The 19,755-nt window shown below is 72.0% G+C and carries 23 protein-coding genes; 20 read left to right on the plus strand and 3 right to left on the minus strand.

What is annotated here, in order from left to right:
- Nucleotides 1-57 precede the first annotated feature (57 nt).
- Nucleotides 58-1,692: a PucR family transcriptional regulator gene (locus QP939_RS30080; protein ID WP_285449552.1), complete on the minus strand. Its 1,635-nt coding sequence runs from the start codon at nt 1,690-1,692 to the stop codon at nt 58-60.
- Nucleotides 1,693-1,831: 139 nt separating this feature from the next.
- Here QP939_RS30080 and QP939_RS30085 point away from each other — a divergent pair, with 139 nt between their 5' ends.
- From QP939_RS30085 to QP939_RS30180, 20 genes are all read left to right on the plus strand, one after another.
- On the plus strand, nt 1,832-3,352 hold the full coding sequence (locus tag QP939_RS30085; protein ID WP_285449553.1) for a CoA-acylating methylmalonate-semialdehyde dehydrogenase: 1,521 nt from the start codon (nt 1,832-1,834) through the stop codon (nt 3,350-3,352).
- A 164-nt stretch (nt 3,353-3,516) separates the two neighbouring features.
- Nucleotides 3,517-4,542, plus strand: a complete 1,026-nt coding sequence (hrcA, locus tag QP939_RS30090) for a heat-inducible transcriptional repressor HrcA (protein WP_285449554.1) — start codon at nt 3,517-3,519, stop codon at nt 4,540-4,542.
- 31 nt (nt 4,543-4,573) lie between these two features.
- Nucleotides 4,574-5,737, plus strand: coding sequence for a molecular chaperone DnaJ (dnaJ, locus tag QP939_RS30095; RefSeq protein ID WP_285449555.1), 1,164 nt, complete (start codon nt 4,574-4,576; stop codon nt 5,735-5,737).
- A 3-nt stretch (nt 5,738-5,740) separates the two neighbouring features.
- Entirely contained in the window at nt 5,741-6,493 is a 753-nt protein-coding gene (locus QP939_RS30100; RefSeq protein WP_285449556.1) for a 16S rRNA (uracil(1498)-N(3))-methyltransferase, read from the plus strand.
- 358 nt (nt 6,494-6,851) lie between these two features.
- The gene (locus QP939_RS30105) at nt 6,852-7,214 is read left to right on the plus strand and encodes a histidine triad nucleotide-binding protein (protein ID WP_285449557.1); all 363 of its coding nucleotides are present in this window, start codon (nt 6,852-6,854) and stop codon (nt 7,212-7,214) included.
- A gap of 81 nt (nt 7,215-7,295) precedes the next feature.
- On the plus strand, nt 7,296-8,363 hold the full coding sequence (locus tag QP939_RS30110) for a PhoH family protein (protein WP_285449558.1): 1,068 nt from the start codon (nt 7,296-7,298) through the stop codon (nt 8,361-8,363).
- Nucleotides 8,360-8,920: an rRNA maturation RNase YbeY gene (gene ybeY / locus QP939_RS30115; protein WP_285449559.1), complete on the plus strand. Its 561-nt coding sequence runs from the start codon at nt 8,360-8,362 to the stop codon at nt 8,918-8,920. The genes QP939_RS30110 and ybeY overlap by 4 nt, the downstream gene beginning before the upstream one ends.
- Before the next feature lie 9 nt (nt 8,921-8,929).
- Nucleotides 8,930-10,276 (plus strand): hemolysin family protein, encoded by a 1,347-nt coding sequence (locus tag QP939_RS30120; RefSeq protein WP_285449560.1) that lies wholly within the window; start codon nt 8,930-8,932, stop codon nt 10,274-10,276.
- On the plus strand, nt 10,269-10,607 hold the full coding sequence (locus QP939_RS30125; protein ID WP_285449561.1) for a cytidine deaminase: 339 nt from the start codon (nt 10,269-10,271) through the stop codon (nt 10,605-10,607). The genes QP939_RS30120 and QP939_RS30125 overlap by 8 nt, the downstream gene beginning before the upstream one ends.
- Nucleotides 10,604-11,500, plus strand: coding sequence for a GTPase Era (gene era / locus QP939_RS30130; RefSeq protein ID WP_285449562.1), 897 nt, complete (start codon nt 10,604-10,606; stop codon nt 11,498-11,500). Before QP939_RS30125 ends, era begins: the two co-directional genes overlap by 4 nt.
- 178 nt (nt 11,501-11,678) lie before the next feature.
- Nucleotides 11,679-12,047, plus strand: a complete 369-nt coding sequence (locus QP939_RS30135; RefSeq protein WP_285449563.1) for a CD225/dispanin family protein — start codon at nt 11,679-11,681, stop codon at nt 12,045-12,047.
- A 26-nt stretch (nt 12,048-12,073) separates the two neighbouring features.
- Complete coding sequence (locus QP939_RS30140) at nt 12,074-12,430, plus strand: CD225/dispanin family protein (protein ID WP_285449564.1); 357 nt, start codon at nt 12,074-12,076, stop codon at nt 12,428-12,430.
- Nucleotides 12,427-12,882, plus strand: a complete 456-nt coding sequence (locus QP939_RS30145; RefSeq protein ID WP_285449565.1) for a DUF2752 domain-containing protein — start codon at nt 12,427-12,429, stop codon at nt 12,880-12,882. The genes QP939_RS30140 and QP939_RS30145 overlap by 4 nt, the downstream gene beginning before the upstream one ends.
- A gap of 190 nt (nt 12,883-13,072) precedes the next feature.
- Entirely contained in the window at nt 13,073-14,170 is a 1,098-nt protein-coding gene (locus QP939_RS30150) for an RDD family protein (protein WP_285449566.1), read from the plus strand.
- 70 nt (nt 14,171-14,240) lie between these two features.
- Nucleotides 14,241-14,699, plus strand: coding sequence for a CD225/dispanin family protein (locus tag QP939_RS30155; RefSeq protein WP_285449567.1), 459 nt, complete (start codon nt 14,241-14,243; stop codon nt 14,697-14,699).
- Between the two features lie 49 nt (nt 14,700-14,748).
- Nucleotides 14,749-15,510, plus strand: a complete 762-nt coding sequence (recO, locus tag QP939_RS30160) for a DNA repair protein RecO (RefSeq protein ID WP_285449568.1) — start codon at nt 14,749-14,751, stop codon at nt 15,508-15,510.
- 40 nt (nt 15,511-15,550) lie between these two features.
- Nucleotides 15,551-16,366 (plus strand): isoprenyl transferase, encoded by an 816-nt coding sequence (locus QP939_RS30165; RefSeq protein WP_285449569.1) that lies wholly within the window; start codon nt 15,551-15,553, stop codon nt 16,364-16,366.
- Nucleotides 16,363-16,779: a YbjN domain-containing protein gene (locus QP939_RS30170; RefSeq protein ID WP_285449570.1), complete on the plus strand. Its 417-nt coding sequence runs from the start codon at nt 16,363-16,365 to the stop codon at nt 16,777-16,779. The genes QP939_RS30165 and QP939_RS30170 overlap by 4 nt, the downstream gene beginning before the upstream one ends.
- Before the next feature lie 111 nt (nt 16,780-16,890).
- Nucleotides 16,891-17,886: a permease gene (locus tag QP939_RS30175; protein WP_285449571.1), complete on the plus strand. Its 996-nt coding sequence runs from the start codon at nt 16,891-16,893 to the stop codon at nt 17,884-17,886.
- Nucleotides 17,883-18,608 (plus strand): TIGR03943 family putative permease subunit, encoded by a 726-nt coding sequence (locus QP939_RS30180; protein ID WP_285449572.1) that lies wholly within the window; start codon nt 17,883-17,885, stop codon nt 18,606-18,608. The genes QP939_RS30175 and QP939_RS30180 overlap by 4 nt, the downstream gene beginning before the upstream one ends.
- Nucleotides 18,609-18,784: 176 nt before the next feature.
- Here the strand turns inward: QP939_RS30180 and QP939_RS30185 are convergent, their stop codons facing one another.
- Entirely contained in the window at nt 18,785-19,198 is a 414-nt protein-coding gene (locus tag QP939_RS30185; RefSeq protein ID WP_285449573.1) for a Fur family transcriptional regulator, read from the minus strand.
- The gene (locus QP939_RS30190) at nt 19,198-19,566 is read right to left on the minus strand and encodes an ArsR/SmtB family transcription factor (protein WP_285449574.1); all 369 of its coding nucleotides are present in this window, start codon (nt 19,564-19,566) and stop codon (nt 19,198-19,200) included. The genes QP939_RS30185 and QP939_RS30190 overlap by 1 nt, the downstream gene beginning before the upstream one ends.
- Between the last annotated feature and the right edge of the window lie 189 nt (nt 19,567-19,755).

Below are 19,755 nucleotides of genomic sequence, written 5' to 3' on the forward strand. Positions count from 1 at the left end.
AAACAGGCGGCAATGGGGAGTAGGGCCATATCGGTTCCATCGGCAGCCGGGGGCCGATCACTGTGGTGCACGTCCGGGTGAGTCTTCTTCGCTCGTCCGGGTGAGGTCGTCCACCAGCAACGCGACGTACAGCGAGAGCATCGACTCCGGGTCCTCCAGCCGGACGCCGAGGACCTGCTCGATCCGGGCCAGCTGCTGGTAGTACGCCGTCCTCGAGGTGTGGGCTGCCGCGGCCGCCGCCGACTTGTTGCCGCCCTGCTCGCAGTAGTGCCGCAACGCCTGGACCAGCCTGCTGCCGGACGTCGCGTCGCGCTGGCGGAGCGGGCCCAGCTCGCGCTGCGCGAACGCCGTCACGCGCTCGTCGCCCGCCAGCAAGTGCAGCAACCCGCGCAACCGGACGTCGGACAGCCGGTGCAGGACTCGCTCGGAACCCGTCCCCAGCGCGGCCGCCGCGACCTGGCCCGCCTCCAGCAGTGTGCGGCCCGCCTCGGCGGGCGACGACACCGTCGTGCCCACCGCGAGCACGCCCGGCGCGCTGCCCCTGGCCTCGTGGACGTCGGTGGCGAGCCGGTGCAGTACGGCGTCGGCGTTGGCCTCCGGCGAGAGCGCGATCAGCGCGCGCACGCCCAGCTCGTCGGTCGCCACCAGCGCCGACACCTTCGCGCGGCGCGCCGCCAGCACCGTCGCCTCGGCCAGCTCGCGCAGCACCGGCGGCGTGGACAGCGCGGGCCGGGTGCCGGTCAACCGAGGCCGGACCGCCAGCCCGACCAGCTGCCGCCCCGGCAACGGCACCGCCAGCGCGGACGCCCGCGCCAGCAGCTCGGCCGACGGCGCCGGCGACGCCAGCAGCTCGGCGAGCACCGCGCGGTGGGCCTGCCGCTCGAGACCGTCGGTGTCCTTCGCGACCAGCCGGTGCACGGCCAGCGCCGACGCCGCCCGCTCGGCCACCACCCGGTGCCGGTGCGGCGGCTGGTCGGCGCAGACGACGACCAGCCGTCCCCAGTCGTGCCCGCGCGCGCCGACCACCGTGACCAGCCAGCCCGAACCCGGGTGGTAGCCGGTCCGCTCGCCGAGCTGGACCACCCGCGAGCGGGACGGCCAGCCGGTGAGCAGCTCGGCCGGGTCGGTGCCGGCCGCGTCGTAGGCGAGCACCTCGTGCGACAGCGTCTCCAGCACCACCGGCTGCTCGGTCAGCCGCGCGACCTCGCCCAGGACGACGCCGGGCTCGGCACCCGCGACCGTCAGCGCGGTGAACGTCTCGTGCACGCGCTCGGCGGCGCGCAGCTCGGCGACCTGGGCGTCGACGATCTGGCCGTTGACCGCCTCGGTGACGCTGACGTACCGCGTCTCGCGCGAGAGCGTGACCAGCGGCAGCCCGTGTTCCTCGGCCGCCTCGACCAGCGCCGCCGGCAGCTTGTCGCTCCAGTGCCGGACCAGCTCGATCACCAGGCCGGCCGCGCCGACCCCGGCGAGGTCGGCGACGTAGCGGGCCAGCGCCGGGCCGTCGTCGGGGAGCGCGACGCCGGTCGTCAGCACCAGCTCGCCGCCGCGCAGCAGGTGCGCGATGTCGGCGACCTCGGCGACGTGCGCCCAGCGGACCGGCGCGTCCAGCCCGGCCGAGCCCGCGACGACGTGCGGGCGGCCCTGGCGCAGCACCGGCAGCGCGAGCACCTCGGCGACGGTCGGGTACATGGCACCTCGCGGTGATCGGCGATCGGCAGGGACAGACTGTACGGCCGGGAACCAACTGGCGTACACGTTGCCGATGGCGTGGGCGTGGCGCCCGCCCGGAGACTCGTCAAGGACGTCCCCGACCCGAGGAGTGCCCGCCGTGACCGACCGCATCAGCCACTGGATCGACGGCAAGCCGTTCACCGGAACCCCCGCGCGCAGCGGCGACGTGTTCGACCCGGCCACCGGGCGGGTGCGGGCGCAGGTCGACTTCGCCGGGCAGGCCGAGGTGGACCAGGCCGTCGCGGCGGCGAAGGCGGCGCTGCCGGGCTGGCGCGGGACGTCGCTGGCCGGCCGGACGCGGGTGCTGTTCGCCTTCCGCGAGCTGCTGTCGGCGCGCAAGCACGAGCTGGCGAAGATCATCACGAGCGAGCACGGCAAGGTCGAGTCCGACGCGGCCGGGGAGATCGCCCGCGCGATCGAGAACGTCGAGTACGCGTGCGGCGCCGCTCAGCTGCTGAAGGGCGGGTTCAGCGAGAACGCCTCCACCGGCGTCGACGTCTACTCGATCGCGCAGCCGCTCGGCGTCGTCGGCGTGATCTCGCCCTTCAACTTCCCGGCCATGGTGCCGCTCTGGTTCGTGCCGAACGCGCTGGCCTGCGGGAACACCGTCGTGCTCAAGCCGAGCGAGAAGGACCCGTCGGCGGCGGTGTTCATCGCCGAGCTGTTCGCCGAGGCCGGGCTGCCGGCGGGCGCGCTCAACGTGCTGCACGGCGACAAGGCCGCGGTGGACGGGCTCCTCGAACACGCCGACGTCAAGGCGATCTCGTTCGTCGGGTCGACGCCGATCGCGCGCTACGTCTACGAGACCGGCACCCGGCACGGCAAGCGCGTCCAGGCGCTCGGCGGGGCGAAAAACCACATGGTCGTGCTGCCGGACGCCGACCTCGACCTGGCCGCCGACGCCGCGGTGTCGGCCGGGTTCGGCTCGGCGGGGGAGCGCTGCATGGCCGTGTCGGTCGTGGTCGCCGTCGACCCGGTCGGCGACGAACTGGTCGCGAAGATCACCGAGCGGATGGGACGGCTGCGCGTCGGCGACGGCCGCGACCCGGAGTCCGAGATGGGCCCGCTGGTCACCGCGGCCCACCACGCCCGCGTCGAGTCCTATGTGGACGCCGGGGTGGCGGCGGGCGCGTCGCTCGTGGTGGACGGCCGGGGCATCGAGGTGCCGGGCTCTTCGGACGGGTTCTGGCTCGGCCCGACGCTGTTCGACCACGTCCGCCCGGAGATGTCGATCTACACCGACGAGATCTTCGGCCCGGTGCTCTCGGTGGCGCGCGCGGGCTCGTACGACGACGCGCTGGCCCTGATCAACGCGAACCCGTACGGCAACGGCACGGCGATCTTCACCGGCGACGGCGCGGCCGCCCGGCGGTTCCAGAACGAGGTCGAGGTCGGCATGGTCGGGGTCAACGTCCCGATCCCGGTCCCGGTCGGCTACTACTCCTTCGGCGGCTGGAAGGACTCGCTGTTCGGCGACAGCCACGCCTACGGGCCGGAGGGCTTCCACTTCTTCACCAGGACGAAGGTCGTCACGTCGCGGTGGCCGGACCGCTCGCACGCGGGGGTCAACCTGGGCTTCCCCGCAACTCCTAGGCCGGGCGGCCGCGAGCCGTCGTGAAGGGTCCTTTCCTCTCGTCACATGGGAGGAAAGGGCCCTTCACCGCACCAGATGAGCTGAACGTCCCCTTCAGCGCGCACGGCCTTGCGTCCCCGGGTTGAGCACGACCGGCTCATGCTTCCGTAAACTCGGGGTGAGCAGCGAGCGAGGTAGGTGAGGAACCGGTGGCCAACGCGGATGAGCGCCGCTTCGAAGTGCTGCGCGCGATCGTCGCCGACTACGTGTCCAACCAGGAGCCCGTCGGGTCCAAGGCGATCGTCGAACGGCACAACCTCGGCGTGTCCAGCGCCACCGTGCGCAACGACATGGCCACCCTCGAGGAAGAGGGCTACATCACCCAGCCGCACACCAGCGCCGGGCGCGTCCCGACCGACAAGGGCTACCGCCTCTTCGTCGACCGGCTCTCCGAGATCAAGCCGCTGAGCGCGGCCGAGCGGCGCGCCATCACCACGTTCCTCGACAGCGGCACCGACCTCGACGACGTCCTCCGCCGCTCGGTGCGGCTGCTCGCGCAGCTGACCCGGCAGGTCGCCGTCGTGCAGTACCCGATGCTGACCAACGCCAAGGTGCGCCACCTCGAAGTGGTGCCGCTCACCCCGGCGCGGCTGATGCTCGTGCTGATCACCGACAACGGCCGCGTCGACCAGCGCACCGTCGACCTCGGCGACATCATCACCGAGGAGGACGTCTCGCGGCTGCGCACCGTCCTCAACACCGCCATGGCCGGGCGGCGGCTCAACGACGCCGCCGCGCACGTCGCGGAGCTGCCCGACAAGTCGCCCGGCGAGCTGCGGGACGCGCTCATCCGCGTCACCACCGTGCTGGTCGAGTCGCTGGCCGAGCACCCCGAAGAACGCCTGGTGCTCGGCGGCACCGCGAACCTCACCCGCAACGTCGCCGACTTCCCGGGTTCGCTGCGCCAGGTCCTCGAAGCGCTCGAGGAACAGGTCGTCGTGCTCAAGCTGCTGGCCGCCGCGCGCAACCCCGGTGCGATCACGGTGCGCATCGGTGAGGAAAATGAAGACGAGCAGATGCGCAGCACCTCGGTCGTCTCGATCGGCTACGGCCGCGACGACGTGGTGCTCGGCGGCATGGGGGTGGTCGGCCCGACCCGGATGGACTACCCCGGCACGATCGCCGCGGTGCGCGCGGTCGCCAACTACGTGGGGCAGATCCTGGCCGGCCGCTGAGCCGGGCAGAGCAGAAGGAGAAGCGAAGACGGTGGCGAGGGACTACTACGGCATCCTCGGGGTGGCGAAGAACGCGAGCGATCAGGAGATCAAGCGCGCGTACCGGAAGCTGGCCAGGGAGCTGCACCCCGACGTCAACCCGTCGGACGACGCCCAGCACAAGTTCGCCGAGGTCACCACGGCCTACGAGGTGCTGTCGGACCCGCAGAAGCGCAAGATCGTCGACCTCGGCGGCGACCCGATGGACAACGGCGCGCGCGGCGGGGGCGGCGACCCGTTCGCCGGCTTCGGCGGCCTCGGCGACATCATGGACGCCTTCTTCGGCGCGGCCGGGGGCGGCGGTGGCCGCGGGCGTGGCCCGCGCAGCCGCGTCCAGCCCGGCTCGGACGCCTTGATCCGGCTCGGTCTCACGCTCGAGGAGTGCGCCACCGGTGTCGACAAGGAGATCGCCGTCGACACGGCGATCGTCTGCGACCTGTGCCGCGGCGCCGGCACCGCCGAGGGCACCACGGTCAAGACGTGCGACACCTGCGGTGGCGCCGGCGAGGTCCAGTCCGTCCAGCGGTCGTTCCTCGGCCAGGTCGTCACGTCGCGTCCGTGCCCGGTCTGCCGCGGCTTCGGCGAGGTCATCCCGGACCCCTGCCGCCAGTGCGGCGGCGACGGCCGGATCCGCGCCCGCCGGAACGTCACGGCGAAGATCCCGCCGGGCGTCGGCGACGGCATGCGCATCCGGCTCTCCGGCCAGGGCGAGGTCGGCCCGGGCGGCGGGCCGGCGGGTGACCTCTACGTCGAGATCGACGAGACCCCGCACGAGGTCTTCGTCCGGCAGGGCCACGACCTGCACTGCAACTTCCGCATCCCGATGACGACGGCCGCGCTCGGCGCGACGGTGCCGATCGCGACGCTCGTCGACGGCGACTACGAGCTGGACATCGAACCCGGCACCCAGCCGAACGCCGAGCTCGTGCTGACGGGCAAGGGCATGCCGCGGCTGCGGTCCTCCGGCCGCGTCGACGGCCGCGGCGACCTGCACGTCCACATCGACGTCGTGGTGCCCACGAAGCTGGACGAGGCGCAGCGCGACCTCCTGGTCGAGCTGGCCCAGCAGCGCGGCGAAGAGGTCCCGACGCTGGCGTCCAACGGCAGCAAGCACGGCGGCCTGTTCTCCAAGCTGCGCGCCAAGAACCACCGCTGACCCGTGCCCGACACGACCCTGCCGGTCTTCCTCGCGCCCGCGGTGCCCGCGAGCGGCCGCGTGGTCCTCGACGGCGAGGAAGCCCGGCACGCGGCCACGGTCCGCCGCCTCCGCGTCGGCGAGCGGCTGGTGCTTTCCGACGGCGCGGGCGCGATGGCCCGCTGCGTCGTCGAGGCGGTCCAAGCCGGTCGCGACGCGGCGTTGACGCTGGCCGTCGAGGAGCACTGGGAAGAGGAACCGCCCGCGCTGCGCGTGCTCCTCGCCCAGGCGTTGGCCAAGGGCGACCGCGGTGAGCTGGCGGTCGAGCTGGCCACCGAGGCGGGCGTCGACGCGATCGTGCCGTGGCGCGCCGCCCGCAGCGTCGCCAAGTGGGAAGACGGCCCGCGCGGCGAGAAGGCCCTGGCGAAGTGGCGCGCGACGGCCCGCGCGGCCGCCAAGCAGGCCCGCCGCGCGCACGTGCCCGAGGTCGGCGAGCCGGTCGGCACGCGGGAGCTGGCCGGGCTGGCCGCCACGATGTCGCTGGTCGTCGTGCTCGAGTCCGACGTCCCCGATCGGCTGACGGACTTGAAGCTCCCCGACACGGGTGATCTGCTGCTGGTCGTCGGGCCTGAGGGCGGGATCACCGACGAAGAGCTGGAGACGTTGCGGGAGGCGGGTGCGCGGGCCGTGCGGCTCGGCACGACCGTCCTGCGCACGTCGACGGCGGCCGCGGTGGCGCTCGGCGCGCTGGGTGCGCTCACCAGCCGCTGGCACTGATCAGCACTGAAAAATTTGCGCCCAGTTATGGCGCGATCACACTCCGACCGGTTACCCTCGTTTATTAACGCGCCAGTCATGGTTTCGGGCGCGCACTGGGAAGACACAGACCCCGCCGGGCACCTCCCCCCCTCGGTCCGGCGGCCGCCGCGGCAGCGGTAGATCGACCCCCAGGGTCTACCGCGCCGCGGCATCCCGACCCTCGCTTCGCTCGCTCGGATGCCGCTTCGCGTTCGTTGTGTCCTCTGGGGGTCAAACCCCCAGACCCCCAGCCGGGGGCACGCCCCCGGGCCCCCCGCGACTTTGTCCCGGGCCCTGTTCAAAGGGCGGGTTGCTTTGCGCCGCTAGTGTGCTCGCCATGAGCGAAACCGACGCCGACACCCTCTTCGAACGGATCATCGCCGGGGAGATCCCCGCCGACGTCGTCTACCAGGACGACACCACCTTCGCCTTCCGGGACATCCGGCCGCAGGCGCGGGTGCACGTCCTCGTCGTGCCCAAGAAGCGGTACCGGAACGTCGCCGAGCTCGCCGCCGGTGATCCGCGGCTGCTCGCCGACGTCGTCGCCACCGCGCGGAAGGTCGCCGAGCTCGAAGGCATCGTCGAGAGCGGGTACCGGGTGGTCTTCAACACCGACTCCGACGCCGGGCAGACCGTCTTCCACGTCCACGCCCACGTCCTCGGCGGGGAGCCGCTCGGGTTGTTCGGGACCGCTGGGTAAACCGGCCTGCGTCGAGCCGGGCGGTGCCAGTAGCATCGAAGGGTCCGTAGTCCCTCACCGAGAAAGCAGGGCCGAGGCCACGTGGCCGGAACCGTACCGGGTGGAGCCGCCCGACCCGACGTCCCCGGGGACGTCCCGAAGACCGAGGATGCCGCCGTCCAGGCCGCGCAGTCCCGGTTCCCCATTCCCGATGCCGCCGCCCTCAGCCTGCTCGGGTCCCGCGACGAGAACCTGCGGGTCGCCGAGGAGCTCCTCGCCGCCGACGTGCACGTCCGGGGCAACGAAGTCACCCTGACCGGCACGCCGGCCGACGTCGCCTTCGCCGAACGCGTCTTCGCCGAGCTCGTGCAGCTCGCCACCGGCGGCCAGCAGGTCGGGCCCGACACCGTGCGCCGCACCGTCGGCATGCTGTCGACCGGGGACGCGTCGCCCGCCGAGGTGCTCAGCCTCAACATCGTCTCGCGGCGCGGGAAGACCATCCGGCCCAAGACGCTCAACCAGAAGCGCTACGTCGACGCCATCGACAAGCACACCGTCGTCTTCGGCATCGGCCCGGCCGGTACCGGCAAGACCTACCTCGCCATGGCGAAGGCCGTGCAGGCCCTGCAGGCCAAGCAGGTCACCCGGATCGTGCTGACCCGGCCCGCCGTCGAGGCCGGTGAGCGGCTCGGCTACCTGCCCGGCACGCTCAACGAGAAGATCGACCCGTACCTGCGGCCGCTCTACGACGCGCTGCACGACATGGTCGAGCCCGAGTCGATCCCGCGGCTCATGCAGGCGGGCACGATCGAGATCGCGCCGCTGGCCTACATGCGCGGCCGGACGCTGAACGACGCCTTCATCATCCTCGACGAGGCCCAGAACACCACGCCCGAGCAGATGAAGATGTTCCTCACCCGGCTCGGCTTCGGCTCCAAGATCGTCGTCACCGGCGACATCACCCAGGTCGACCTGCCCAGCGGGCAGCGCAGCGGCCTCCGCGTCGTCCGCGACATCCTCACCGGCGTCGAAGACCTGCACTTCGCCGAGCTGACCAGCCAGGACGTCGTCCGGCACAAGCTGGTCGGGGACATCGTCGACGCCTACGAGAAGTGGCAGGCCGTGCAGGACGCCCGGCAGGGCGACGGCTGGAAGGGCAACCGGCGGTGAGCATCGAGATCGCCAACGAGTCCGGCGTCAACGTCGACGAGACGTCGATCGTCTCGGCCGCCCGGTACGCCCTCGACAAGATGGAGGTCAGCCCGCTCGCCGAGCTGTCCATCCTGCTGGTCACCCTCGACGTCATGGAAGACCTCCACGAACGCTGGATGGACCTGCCCGGTCCCACCGACGTGATGGCCTTCCCGATGGACGAGCTCGACTCCTCCCGCCGCCCCGACGCGCCCGACGCGTCGCCGGCGCTGCTCGGGGACATCGTGCTGTGCCCGGCGTTCGCCAAGGACCAGGCCAAGACCGCGGGCCACTCGCTCATGGACGAGCTGCACCTGCTCACCGTGCACGGCTGCCTGCACCTGCTCGGCTACGACCACGCCGAACCCGCCGAGGAGCGCGAGATGTTCGCGCTGCAGAAGCGGATCCTCGGCGAGTACCAGGACGCCGTCGCCGCGCTGGAGAAGCGCAACGCCCAGCGCAACACCGACGACCGCGTCCTCGGCATCGCCGGGCTCGACACCACCCCCGACCCAGCCGCCGGGGAAACGCCCTAGGCGCCAGCCATGGTCCAGCTCCTGTTCGCGATCGCGCTCGTGCTCCTCGCGGGCGTGTTCGCGGCGGCCGACGCCGCCATCAGCACCGTGTCGCAAGCGAGGGCCGAAGGCCTCGCCCGGCTCGGGCTGCCCGGGGCCCGGCAGCTCGCCGCGGTCGTCGCCGAACGGCGGCGGCACATCAACCTGCTGCTCCTGCTGCGCCTCGGCTGCGAGCTCACCGCCACCGTGCTCGTCACGGTGTTCGTCGGCACCCGGCTGGCGCCGCTCGGCGTGGCCGTGCTCGTGGCCGCGGTCGTCATGGTCGTGGTCAGCTACGTCCTGATCGGCGTCGGCCCGCGCACCCTCGGCCGCCAGCACCCGTACCGCATCGGCCGCTACGTCGCCGGGCCCGTGCGCGTCCTCGGCTCGGTGCTGGGCCCGCTGTCGCGGCTGCTCATCCTCATTGGTAACGCCATCACGCCCGGTCAGGGCTTCCGCGAAGGCCCGTTCACCTCCGAGGTCGAGCTGCGCGAGCTGGTCGACCTCGCCCAGGAACGCGGCGTCGTCGAGGACTCCGAGCGCGAGATGATCCACTCGGTGTTCGAGCTCGGCGACACCGTCGCGCGCGAGGTCATGGTGCCGCGCACCGAGATCGTCTGGATCGAGCGCACCAAGACCGTCCGCCAGGCGCTCGCCCTCGCGCTGCGCACCGGCTTCACCCGGCTCCCGGTGGTCGACGAGTCCGTCGACGACATCGTCGGCGTCGTCAACATCAAGGACCTCATGGCCGGGTACATGGACCCGGACGGCGCGAGCACCGTCGTCAGCACGCTGATGAACGAGGCGTCCTTCGTCCCCGACTCGAAGCGGCTCGACGAGCTGCTCAAGGAGATGCAGCGCTCGCACAACCACATGGCGATCGCGGTCGACGAGTACGGCGGCACCGCCGGCCTGCTCACCATCGAGGACGTCCTCGAGGAGATCGTCGGCGAGATCACCGACGAGTCCGACGCCGACGAGCGGCCCGAGGTCGAGGAGCTCGACGGCGGCGCGGTCCGCGTGTCCTCCCGGATGAGCGTCGACGACCTCGGCGAGCTCTTCGGGATCGACCTCGAAGACCACGACGTGGAGACCGTGGGCGGGCTGCTCGCGGAACGACTGGGTAGGGTCCCGCTGCCGGGGGCCGAAGCCGAGGTCGCCGGCCTTCGGCTGTTCGCCGAAGGGGGCAAGGACCGCCGCGGCCGCATGCGGATCACGTCCGTGGTCGTGCACCCGGCCGACGCCGAGGCGATGACCGACCCGGCCGACCGCGGCGCCCGGCGCCGCACCCGCCTGCCCCACCCCGACGAACGCGACAGGAGCGTCGAACATGCCTGACCTCGAGGCCGAGGACCAGAAACTCGTCACGCTGGCCCGGTCCTCGCGCGCCCGCATCCAGGCGCCCGAGGGCGCCGCGGTCCGCGACACCGACGGCCGCACCTACGCCGCCGGCACGGTCGACCAGCCGTCGTTCAAGCTCACCGCGCTGCAGGCCGCGGTCGCCGCCGCGCTCTCCAGCGGCGCCGAGGGCATCGAGGCCGCCGCCGTCGTCACCGGCGAAGGCCTGCTCAAGGAGGCGTCCGTGCACGCCGTCCGCGATATCGCGAAGACCGCGCCGATCATCCTCGCCGACCCGCGCGGCGAGATCCTGCAGGTGCTCACCCGATGACCGAACACCGTTCCGGCTTCGCCTGCTTCGTCGGGCGCCCCAACGCGGGCAAGTCGACGCTGACCAACGCCCTCGTCGGCACGAAGGTCGCGATCACCTCCAGCAAGCCGCAGACGACGCGGCACGCGATCCGCGGCATCGTGCACCGCGAGGACGCCCAGCTCGTCCTCATCGACACGCCCGGCCTGCACCGCCCGCGCACCCTGCTGGGCGAGCGGCTCAACGACATCGTGCACACGACGTGGTCCGAAGTGGACGTCGTCGGCTTCTGCGTGCCCGCCAACGAAAAGATCGGCCCCGGCGACAAGTTCATCGCCGCCGAGCTGCAGAAGATCGCCAAGCGGACGCCGGTCATCGGGATCGTCACCAAGACCGACCTCGTCCAGCCGCAGCAGGTCGCCGAGCAGTTGCTCGCCCTGGAGCGGGTGATGGACTTCGCCGAGCTGGTCCCGGTGTCCGCGGTGGACGGCTTCCAGGTCGGCACCCTGGCCGACCTGCTGGTCGCGCGGCTGCCGGAAGGCCCGCAGCTCTATCCGGGCGGCGAGCTGACCGACGAGCCCGAGCAGACCCTGGTCGCCGAGCTGATCCGCGAGTCGGCGCTGGAAGGCGTCCGCGACGAGCTGCCGCACTCGATCGCCGTCACGGTCGAGGAGATGCTGCCGCGCGAAGGCCGCGACGACCTCATCGACGTGCACGCGTTCCTGTACGTGGAGCGACCCAGCCAGAAGGGCATCATCCTCGGGCACAAGGGGGAGCGGCTGCGCGAGGTCGGGGCGACCGCCCGCAAGCACATCGAGCGGCTGCTGGGGTCGAAGGTGTACCTCGATCTGCACGTCAAGGTGGCCAAGGACTGGCAGCGCGACCCGCGCCAGCTGCGTCGGCTCGGGTTCTGACCTGCTCGTTTGGCCCCGCGGGGAATTCCTGGTCTCGATTCGGTCGCGGCGGGAGGAATCACCGCACGCGCGGGCGCCCCGACCCCTACAGTCGCGGCTTCGACCACACCGCGGCCGGTCGGGGCGGCAGTGGACCCGGTGGTCGTCCGTGGAGCACGACGAAGGGGAACAACCGACCATGACCGACAGCCAGGGCATGCCCAACTACCCCGGCGACCAGCCGAACCAGCCCGGCGGGCAGCCCAACTACCCCGGCGGCCAGCCGGGCGGCTACCAGCCCGGGCCGCCGCCCAGCAACTACCTCGTCTGGGCCATCCTGACCACGATCTTCTGCTGCCTCCCGTTCGGCATCGTGTCGATCGTGAAGTCGACGCAGGTCAACAGCCTGTGGGCGCAGGGTCAGACCGCCGCCGCGCAGGAGGCCTCGGAAGCCGCCAAGAAGTGGGCGATCATCTCCGCGATCGTCGGCGTCGTGCTCGCCGTGCTGTACGTCATCCTGATGATCGCCGGGGTCATGACCTTCGGCGTCAGCACGTCGTCATACTGACGTAGCCGAGCAGCAGGAGGAACCCGGTGACCGACCAGTACCCGCCGCCGTACCCGCCACCGGGCGGGCCGCCGCCACCCGGCTACGGCTACGGCTACCCGCCGAACTACGGTCCGCCGCCGGACAACAACATGGTGTGGGCGATCCTGAGCACCGTGCTCTGCTGCCTGCCGCTGGGCGTGGTCTCGATCGTGAAGTCCAGCCAGGTGAGCTCGCTGTGGTTCCAGGGTTTCCACGCCGAGGCGCGCAAGGCCGCCGACGACGCCCGCAAGTGGGCGATGTGGTCGGCCATCACGACCGGGATCCTCCTGCTGCTCTACGTCATCTTCATCGTGGTGATGATCGTGTTCGTCGGGGCCAACGCCGATCGGTACACGCCGTGACCGCGCCGACCGTCTACACGGGATTCCCGGCACAGGGCGCGCGGGCCAAGCTCCGCGCGCTCGGGCCGCCCGCCGCCGTCGTCGCCGGGCTCGGCGTGTGCTGCGCGGTGGTCTGGGCGGGCGACCCGACCACCCCCGGCGGCTTCCTGCCGGTCTGCCCGACCAAGGCGTTGCTCGGCATCGACTGCCCCGGCTGCGGCGGCATGCGGATGGCGTACAGCCTGATGCACGGCGACATCCCGGCGGCACTGCACTACAACGCCGTTTCGTTCGTCGTGGTGCTGCTGTTCGTGTGGAGCATCGCCGCGTGGACCCTCGGACGGCTGCGCGGCCGCGCCGTGAACAGCTGGCTGCACTGGCGCTGGACGCCGCTGACGTTTTCGGTGGTCTTCGTGGTCTGGTTCGTCATCCGCAACCTGCCGTTCGCGCCGTTCACCGGTTTGCGTGTCTGAACACCCACGGACGGGAACCGGATGCGGACCCGGCCCGTCGGAGGGCCAAGCGCGTCACCCGGACTGCTGATGCCTGGGAGGCGCGCCCGTCACCGGAGCGAGTACGCTCCCGCGGACCGGCCCGTGCGCATCGGGCCGATCCCGCACGAGGCCACGTGCGGGTGACAGACCAGCGAGGGGGAGAGACCCAATGACCGATCCCTACGGTCAGCAGTCCTTCGGGCAGCAGCCCGGTGGCCAGCAGCCGTTCGGACAGCCGCAGCCGGGCCAGGCGCCGCCGTTCGGGCAGCAGGCGCCGTACGGGCAGCCCGCGCCGTTCGGCCAGCAGGGCACCCCCTTCGGCGCGCCGCGCAACTACGCGAACTGGGGCCAGCGCGCGCTGGGCTGGCTCGTCGACTTCGGTCCCGCCGTGCTGATCTACCTGGTGCTCGCGATCGTCGGCGTCGCCACGCACTGGAACGCCATCTTCTCGCTGCTGTCGTTCGTCGCGCTCGTCGGCTGGATCGTGTGGTGCGTCTTCAACCGCTGGATCCAGCAGGGCAACACCGGCCAGTCGATGGGCAAGCGCGTCGCCAAGATCAAGCTGATCCGCGAGGACAACGGCCAGCCGGTCGGCGCGGGCATGGCGTTCCTGCGCGACCTCGCCCACTTCGTCGACAACGTCCTCTGCTACGTCGGCTGGCTGTGGCCGCTGTGGGACGACAAGTCCCAGACGCTGTCGGACAAGATCGTCGGCACGGTCGTCGTCCAAGCCGACGACGCCGCGGCCGCGCCGTTCGGCCAGGCTGGCGCGCAGCAGCAGCCGTTCGCCGGGGGCTACCCGCCGCCGGGGCAGCAGTTCGGCCAGCCGTCCTCGGGTGGTTTCCCGCAGCAGCAGCCGCCCGCGCCGGGCGGCTTCGGCCAGCCGCAGCCGCCGCAGTCCGGCGGCTTCGAGCAGCAGCCGCCCGCGCCCGGTGGCTTCGGCCAGCCGCAGCCCGGCGGGTTCGGCCAGCAGCCGTCTTCCGGTGGTTTCCCGCAGCAGCCGCAGTCCGGCGGGTTCGGGCAGCCGCCCCAGCCGGGCGGGTTCGGCCAGCAGCCGGGGCAGCCGCTCGCACCGCCGCCCGGCGGCTCCGCCTTCGAGGAAGGCGAGCGCACCCAGATGCTGCGCCCGGACGCCGGGGGCGGCTCCGCCTTCGACGAGCAGGCCGAGCGCACCCAGATGCTGCGCCCCGAAGGCCAGGACGACGCCGGGGAGACCCGGAAGATCGACCCCGGCCAGTTCGGCCAGCCGCCGAAGGACCAGCAGTAACCACCGTCTTTTCCGCATCACCGCCGGGGCCGCCCGGGGGGAAGTTCACGAGTAGTTGGGGTAGAAGTTCATGACCAATCCCTACGGCCAGCAGCCCTACGGCCAGCAGCCGCAGCAGCCGCCGCAGCCGGGCTACGGCCCGCCGTCCGGTGGCATGCCCGCGCCCTACGGCCAGCCCGCGCCGTACGGCCAGCCGCCGACCGGCGGCTTCGGTGCCCCCGGCTACGGCATGCCCGGCGGCGGTGGCGACATCAACGCCATCAAGGACTACAAGGGCTGGGCGATCGGCTGCATCTTCCTCTGCTGGATCCTCGCGATCTTCGCGATCATGAAGTCCAACGAGGTCCAGACGTACAAGATGCAGGGCAACTACATGATGGCGGAGCAGGCGTCGAAGACGACCAAGACGCTCTGCCTCATCGCCTCCATCATCGGCGGCCTCGGGTGCGTCTTCGCGATCATCTGGATCATCATCGCGGTCGCCGCCGCTTCGACCGTCAGCACGTACTGCTACGGCTCGTACTGCTGAACCCGGGTCGGTCCACCCCGGCATCACCCCGAAGTGGGACGATGTCGGGGTGGTGAACCTCTACCGCGACACCGGGGTGGTGTTGCGCACGCACAAGCTGGGTGAGGCCGACCGGATCGTCACCCTGCTGACCCGCCGGCACGGCAAGGTCCGCGCCGTCGCGAAGGGCGTGCGGCGCACCTCGTCCCGCTTCGGGGCCCGGCTGGAGCCGTTCGGCCACGTGGACGTGCAGTTCTACACCGGGCGCACGCTCGACGTCATCACCCAGGTCGAGACCGTCGACGCGTTCCAGCTGCCGCTGGTCGCCGACTACCAGCGCTACACCGCGGCCAGCGCGATCGCCGAAACCGCGGACCGGCTCTCGGCCGAAGAGGGCGAGCCGGTGCTCAAGCTGTACCTCCTCGTCTGCGGCGCGCTGCGGTCCCTCGCCGCCGGGGAGCGCGACCCGTCTCTGGTGCTCGACGCGTTCTTTCTCCGCGCGATGTCCTACGCCGGCTGGGCGCCCGCGCTCACCGAGTGTGCCCGCTGCGGCTTGCCCGGCCCGCACGTCGCGTTCAGCGTCCCGGCCGGTGGCTCGATGTGCCAGGACTGCCGTGTCCCGGGTTCCGTGCACCCGGCGCCCGAGGTCCTCGACCTGCTCACGGCGTTGCTGCACGGCGAGTGGACGATGGCCGAGTCGACCCTGCCCGGCACCCGCCGCGACGCGAGCGGCCTGGTCGCGGCGCACCTGCAGTGGCATCTGGAGCGCCAGCTCCGGTCCCTGCCCCTGGTCGAGCGACGCGCCCGGGAGACCGCCGCGCCCGGGCAGTAGGGTCGGGCTGATCGGTTTCGCCCATCCAGGGAGGCTCCCAGTGCTGCGCAGGGGACGCGAGAACAAGGCGTCGCGATTCGAGCTGCGGCCGCCGGACCCGCACCCGTCGGGCGCGAAGCCGCCGGAGATCCCGCGCGAGCTGGTGCCGAAGCACGTCGCGCTCGTCATGGACGGCAACGGCCGCTGGGCCAACCAGCGCGGCCTGCCGCGGATCGAGGGCCACAAGCGCGGCGAAGCGGTGATGATCGACGTCGCCAGCGGCGCGGTCGAGCTCGGCATCAAGTGGCTTTCGGTGTACGCGTTCTCGACCGAGAACTGGAAGCGCAGCCCCGAAGAGGTGCGGTTCCTGATGGGCTTCAACCGCGACACCATCCGCCGCCAGGTCGACTACCTCGGCTCGATCGGCGTCCGCATCCGGTGGGCGGGCCGCCGGCCGAAGCTGTGGACGTCGGTGATCAAGGAGCTGCAGGCGGCCGAAGAGAAGACCAAGCACAACACCGCGCTGAACATGACGATGTGCGTCAACTACGGCGGCCGCGCCGAGCTGGGCGACGCGATGCGGCGGATCGGCCAGGACGTCGCCGACGGCAGGCTCGACCCGGCCAAGATCAACGAGAAGACCATCGGCAAGTACCTGTACCAGCCGGAAATGCCGGACGTCGACCTGTTCCTGCGGCCCTCGGGCGAGCAGCGGACGTCGAACTTCCTGCTGTGGCAGTCGGCCTACGCCGAGATGGTCTACCAGGACACCCTGTTCCCGGACTTCGACCGCACCCACTTGTGGCGCGCCTGCTTGGAGTTCGCGAAGCGGGATCGCCGCTTCGGCGGCGCGGTCGACCAGGCGGCTTCTTCGTGAGCGCCACGGAAGCGGTCGAGACCGCCGAGCTGCTGACGCGGGCCCGTGAAGCCTTGGAGCGCTACCTCGAGGTCCACGTGGACGACGACGGCGCGCTGACCTTCTCCCACGGCGACGTCCCGTGCGTCATCCAGGCGACCCGGCTCGGCGAGGGCCTCACGGTGCTGACGCTGACCTGCGTCGTCGGCTGGGACCTGGCGGACGGGCCGGAGCTGTCGATCGCCGTCGCCGAGCGCGCCGGGCAGGGACTGTTCGGGACGCTCGGGGTCGGGCACTCGGACAACGGCGTCGACGTGACGCTGCGGTACGCGTTCCCGGCGGCGGGCCTCGACCCGGCGGCGCTGGGGACGTTGCTGATGCTGGTGGTCTCGACGGCGTCGCAACTGCGGACGGATCTCCCGGGAATCGCGTAGGCATTCCGCCGCGAACGGCGGATTCCGGTCGGTATCGGGCACTTTTCGACCGTTCGCGGCTGTGCGGGTGACTTCCTGTCGGACCTGGGTGGCATCATCGCCGTCGTGAACATGGTTTCCGATACCGCCCGGCGCACCCGCCGGTTCCGGATCAGCTCGGTCGAGGTGCTGTGCGCGATCCTGCTGGTCGCGATCCTCGGCCAGGGCTGGCTGCAGCAGCTGTTCGACGTGCCCGCGCTGCGCACCGGCTCGACCGTGTTCGTCGCCGTCTGCGTGCAGGCGCTGCCGTTCCTCGTGCTGGGGGTGCTGATCAGCGGGGCGATCGCGGCGTTCGTGCCCGCGCGGGTGCTGGAGAAGGTGCTGCCGCGGCGAGCCGGTGCGGCCGTCGGCGTCGCCGGGCTGGCGGGGGTGGCGCTGCCCGGCTGCGAGTGCGCGTCGGTGCCGGTGGCGCGGCGGCTGATGGGGCAGGGGGTGGCGCCGGCGGCGGCGTTGACGTTCCTGCTCGCGGCGCCGGCGGTGAACCCCGTGGTGCTGGTGGCCACCGCGGTCGCGTTCCCCGGCAAGCCGGAGATGGTGCTGGCGCGGTTCGCCGGGTCGCTGGTCACGGCGATGGTGATGGGCTGGCTGTGGGCTCGCTGGGGCAAGCTCGAGTGGATCACCGCGCGGGCGTTGCGCCGCTTGCCGGAGGTGGCGCCCGGGCAGCGGTGGCGGGTGTTCGCCGAGACCGCGCGCACGGACCTGGTCGAGGCGGGCGGGTTCCTGGTGCTGGGCGCGTTGATCTCGTCGGCGTTGAACGTGCTGGTGCCGGCCAAGTGGTTCGGCGTGCTGGGCGAGCAGATCGTGCTGGGCGTGCTGGTGATGGCGGTGCTCGCGGTGGTGCTGGCGCTGTGCAGCGAGGCGGACGCGTTCGTCGCGGCGTCGCTGACGGCGTTGCCGCTGCTGCCGAAGCTGGTGTTCCTGGTCGTGGGGCCGGCGGTGGACGTGAAGCTGTTCGCGTTGCAGGCGGGCACGTTCGGCCGGTCGTTCGCGGTGCGGTTCGCACCGGTGACGTTCGTGGTGGCGGTGGCCTGCGCGGTCGTCGCCGGAGTCGTGGTGGGGGTCGCGTGAGGCGGGAAACCCAGAACATCCTGCTGATCCTGCTCGGCGGCGCGCTGGTCAAGATCGCCCTGAACGGCGACTACTTGAGGTACGTGAAACCGGCGCAGCAGCCGTGGGTCATCGCGGGCGGCGCGGTGATGGTGGTGCTGGGCGCGGTCGCGATCGTCCGCGACCTGCTGGCGGCGCGGACGGCGGGCCACGACGCACACGACCACGACGCACACGGCCATTCGACCCGGCCGGCGTGGCTGCTGCTGGTGCCGGTGCTGGCGGTGTTCCTGGTGGCACCCCCGGCGCTGGGAGCGGACTCGGTGATCCGCACGGAGGCCCGGGCCCCGTCGAGCGCGGCGACGGCCAACGCGGCGGCGTTCCCGCCCCTGCCGGCGGAGAACGTGGTGCCGTTGGCGGTGAACGAGTTCATGACGCGCGCGGGCTGGGACAAGGCGGGCACGCTGAACGGCCGTACGGTGTCGCTGACGGGGTTCGTGGTGCACACGGAGGGGAGCACGTTGCTGGCCCGCTTGGTGATCAGCTGCTGCGCGGCGGACGCGTTCCCGGTGACGGTCCGCCTCCGCGACGGCTCGGCCGACCACCTGCCGAGCGACTCGTGGATCCAGGTGACGGGCCAGGTGGTCCCGGGAACGGCGACGCAGGCGAACAGCTACACGCCCGACTTCACCCCGGCTTCGGTCACCTCGGTCCCGGCGCCGAAGGACCCGTACGAGTACTGACCACGCCCCGGCGGGTCGCGAATGACTCATTCGCGACATCTGTGGTCCCGTATGGGTCATTGGCGACGTCGCCAGCGGCGCGGTCACCCGCGGTCCTGCGCTCACCCGGCTCCGCCCCCAGGGGCCGCGGGGCTGGCGACCCACCCTCGCAGGGCGCCCTCCCCGGCCGCGAAACCTCAGTGGTCGCCGCAGGTGCCGGTGATCTCCACCGTGTGGGAGATCTCCGAAAAGCCGTGCTCGGCCGCGATCTTCTCGGCCCACCGCTCCACCGCCGGGCCCTCCACCTCGACCGTGCGCCCGCACAACCGGCACACCAGGTGATGGTGGTGGTGCGCGGAGCACCGCCGGTAGATCGCCTCGCCCGAGTCCGTGCGCAGCACGTCGATCTCGCCGGCCTCCGACAGGGACTGCAGGGTGCGGTACACCGTCGTCAACCCGATGCCGTCGCCGCGTTTGCGCAGCTCGTCGTGCAGTTCCTGGGCCGAGCGGAAGTCGTCGATCTTGCTCAGCAGCTCGACGACCGCGGCCCGCTGGCGGGTCGATCGGCGTCCGGGCACCGGGGCCTGGCTGCGCTGCGCGGCGGGGGTCATCACTTTCCTTCCTGCACGTGGGCGACCGCGTCGACGACGATGTGCGCCAGGTGGTCGTCGGCGAGGCGGTAGACGACCTCGCGGCCCCGGCGCTCGCCCTGGACCACCCCGGCCGTCTTCAGCACCCGCAGGTGCTGGCTGATCAGCGGCTGCGCGACGTCGAGGGCGTCCACCAGCTCGTGCACGCACCGGTCGGCCGCGCGCAGCTGCAGCACGATCGCGATCCGCACCGGCGCCGCGAGCGCGCGCAGCAGGTCGCCGGCGTCGGACAGCACCGCCGCCGGCGGGTGGGCCGGTGCCGCCGCGGCCGCCGGCGGGGCGCATTCCGCGAGGTCCGGCTGGGCGCCACTCCCGGTGACCGTCGCCATACCGCCTCCACCCTCGTCGCCGCGACATGAATTCCGTAGTCATTGCCGATAACGGCACCACCCATCCTAGTGTTCCCTCGCGCCGGGCCCCGCCCCCGTCACCGCGCCCTGCGGACTACGGCCGGTCGTATTGCTCCATTCGGGTGAGTTCGTGGGATATTCGCTCTTCGGCTTCGCTTGTCGTGGCCG

Origin of the sequence: Amycolatopsis nalaikhensis (assembly GCF_030264295.1) — a bacterium.
GTDB lineage: Bacteria > Actinomycetota > Actinomycetes > Mycobacteriales > Pseudonocardiaceae > Amycolatopsis > Amycolatopsis nalaikhensis.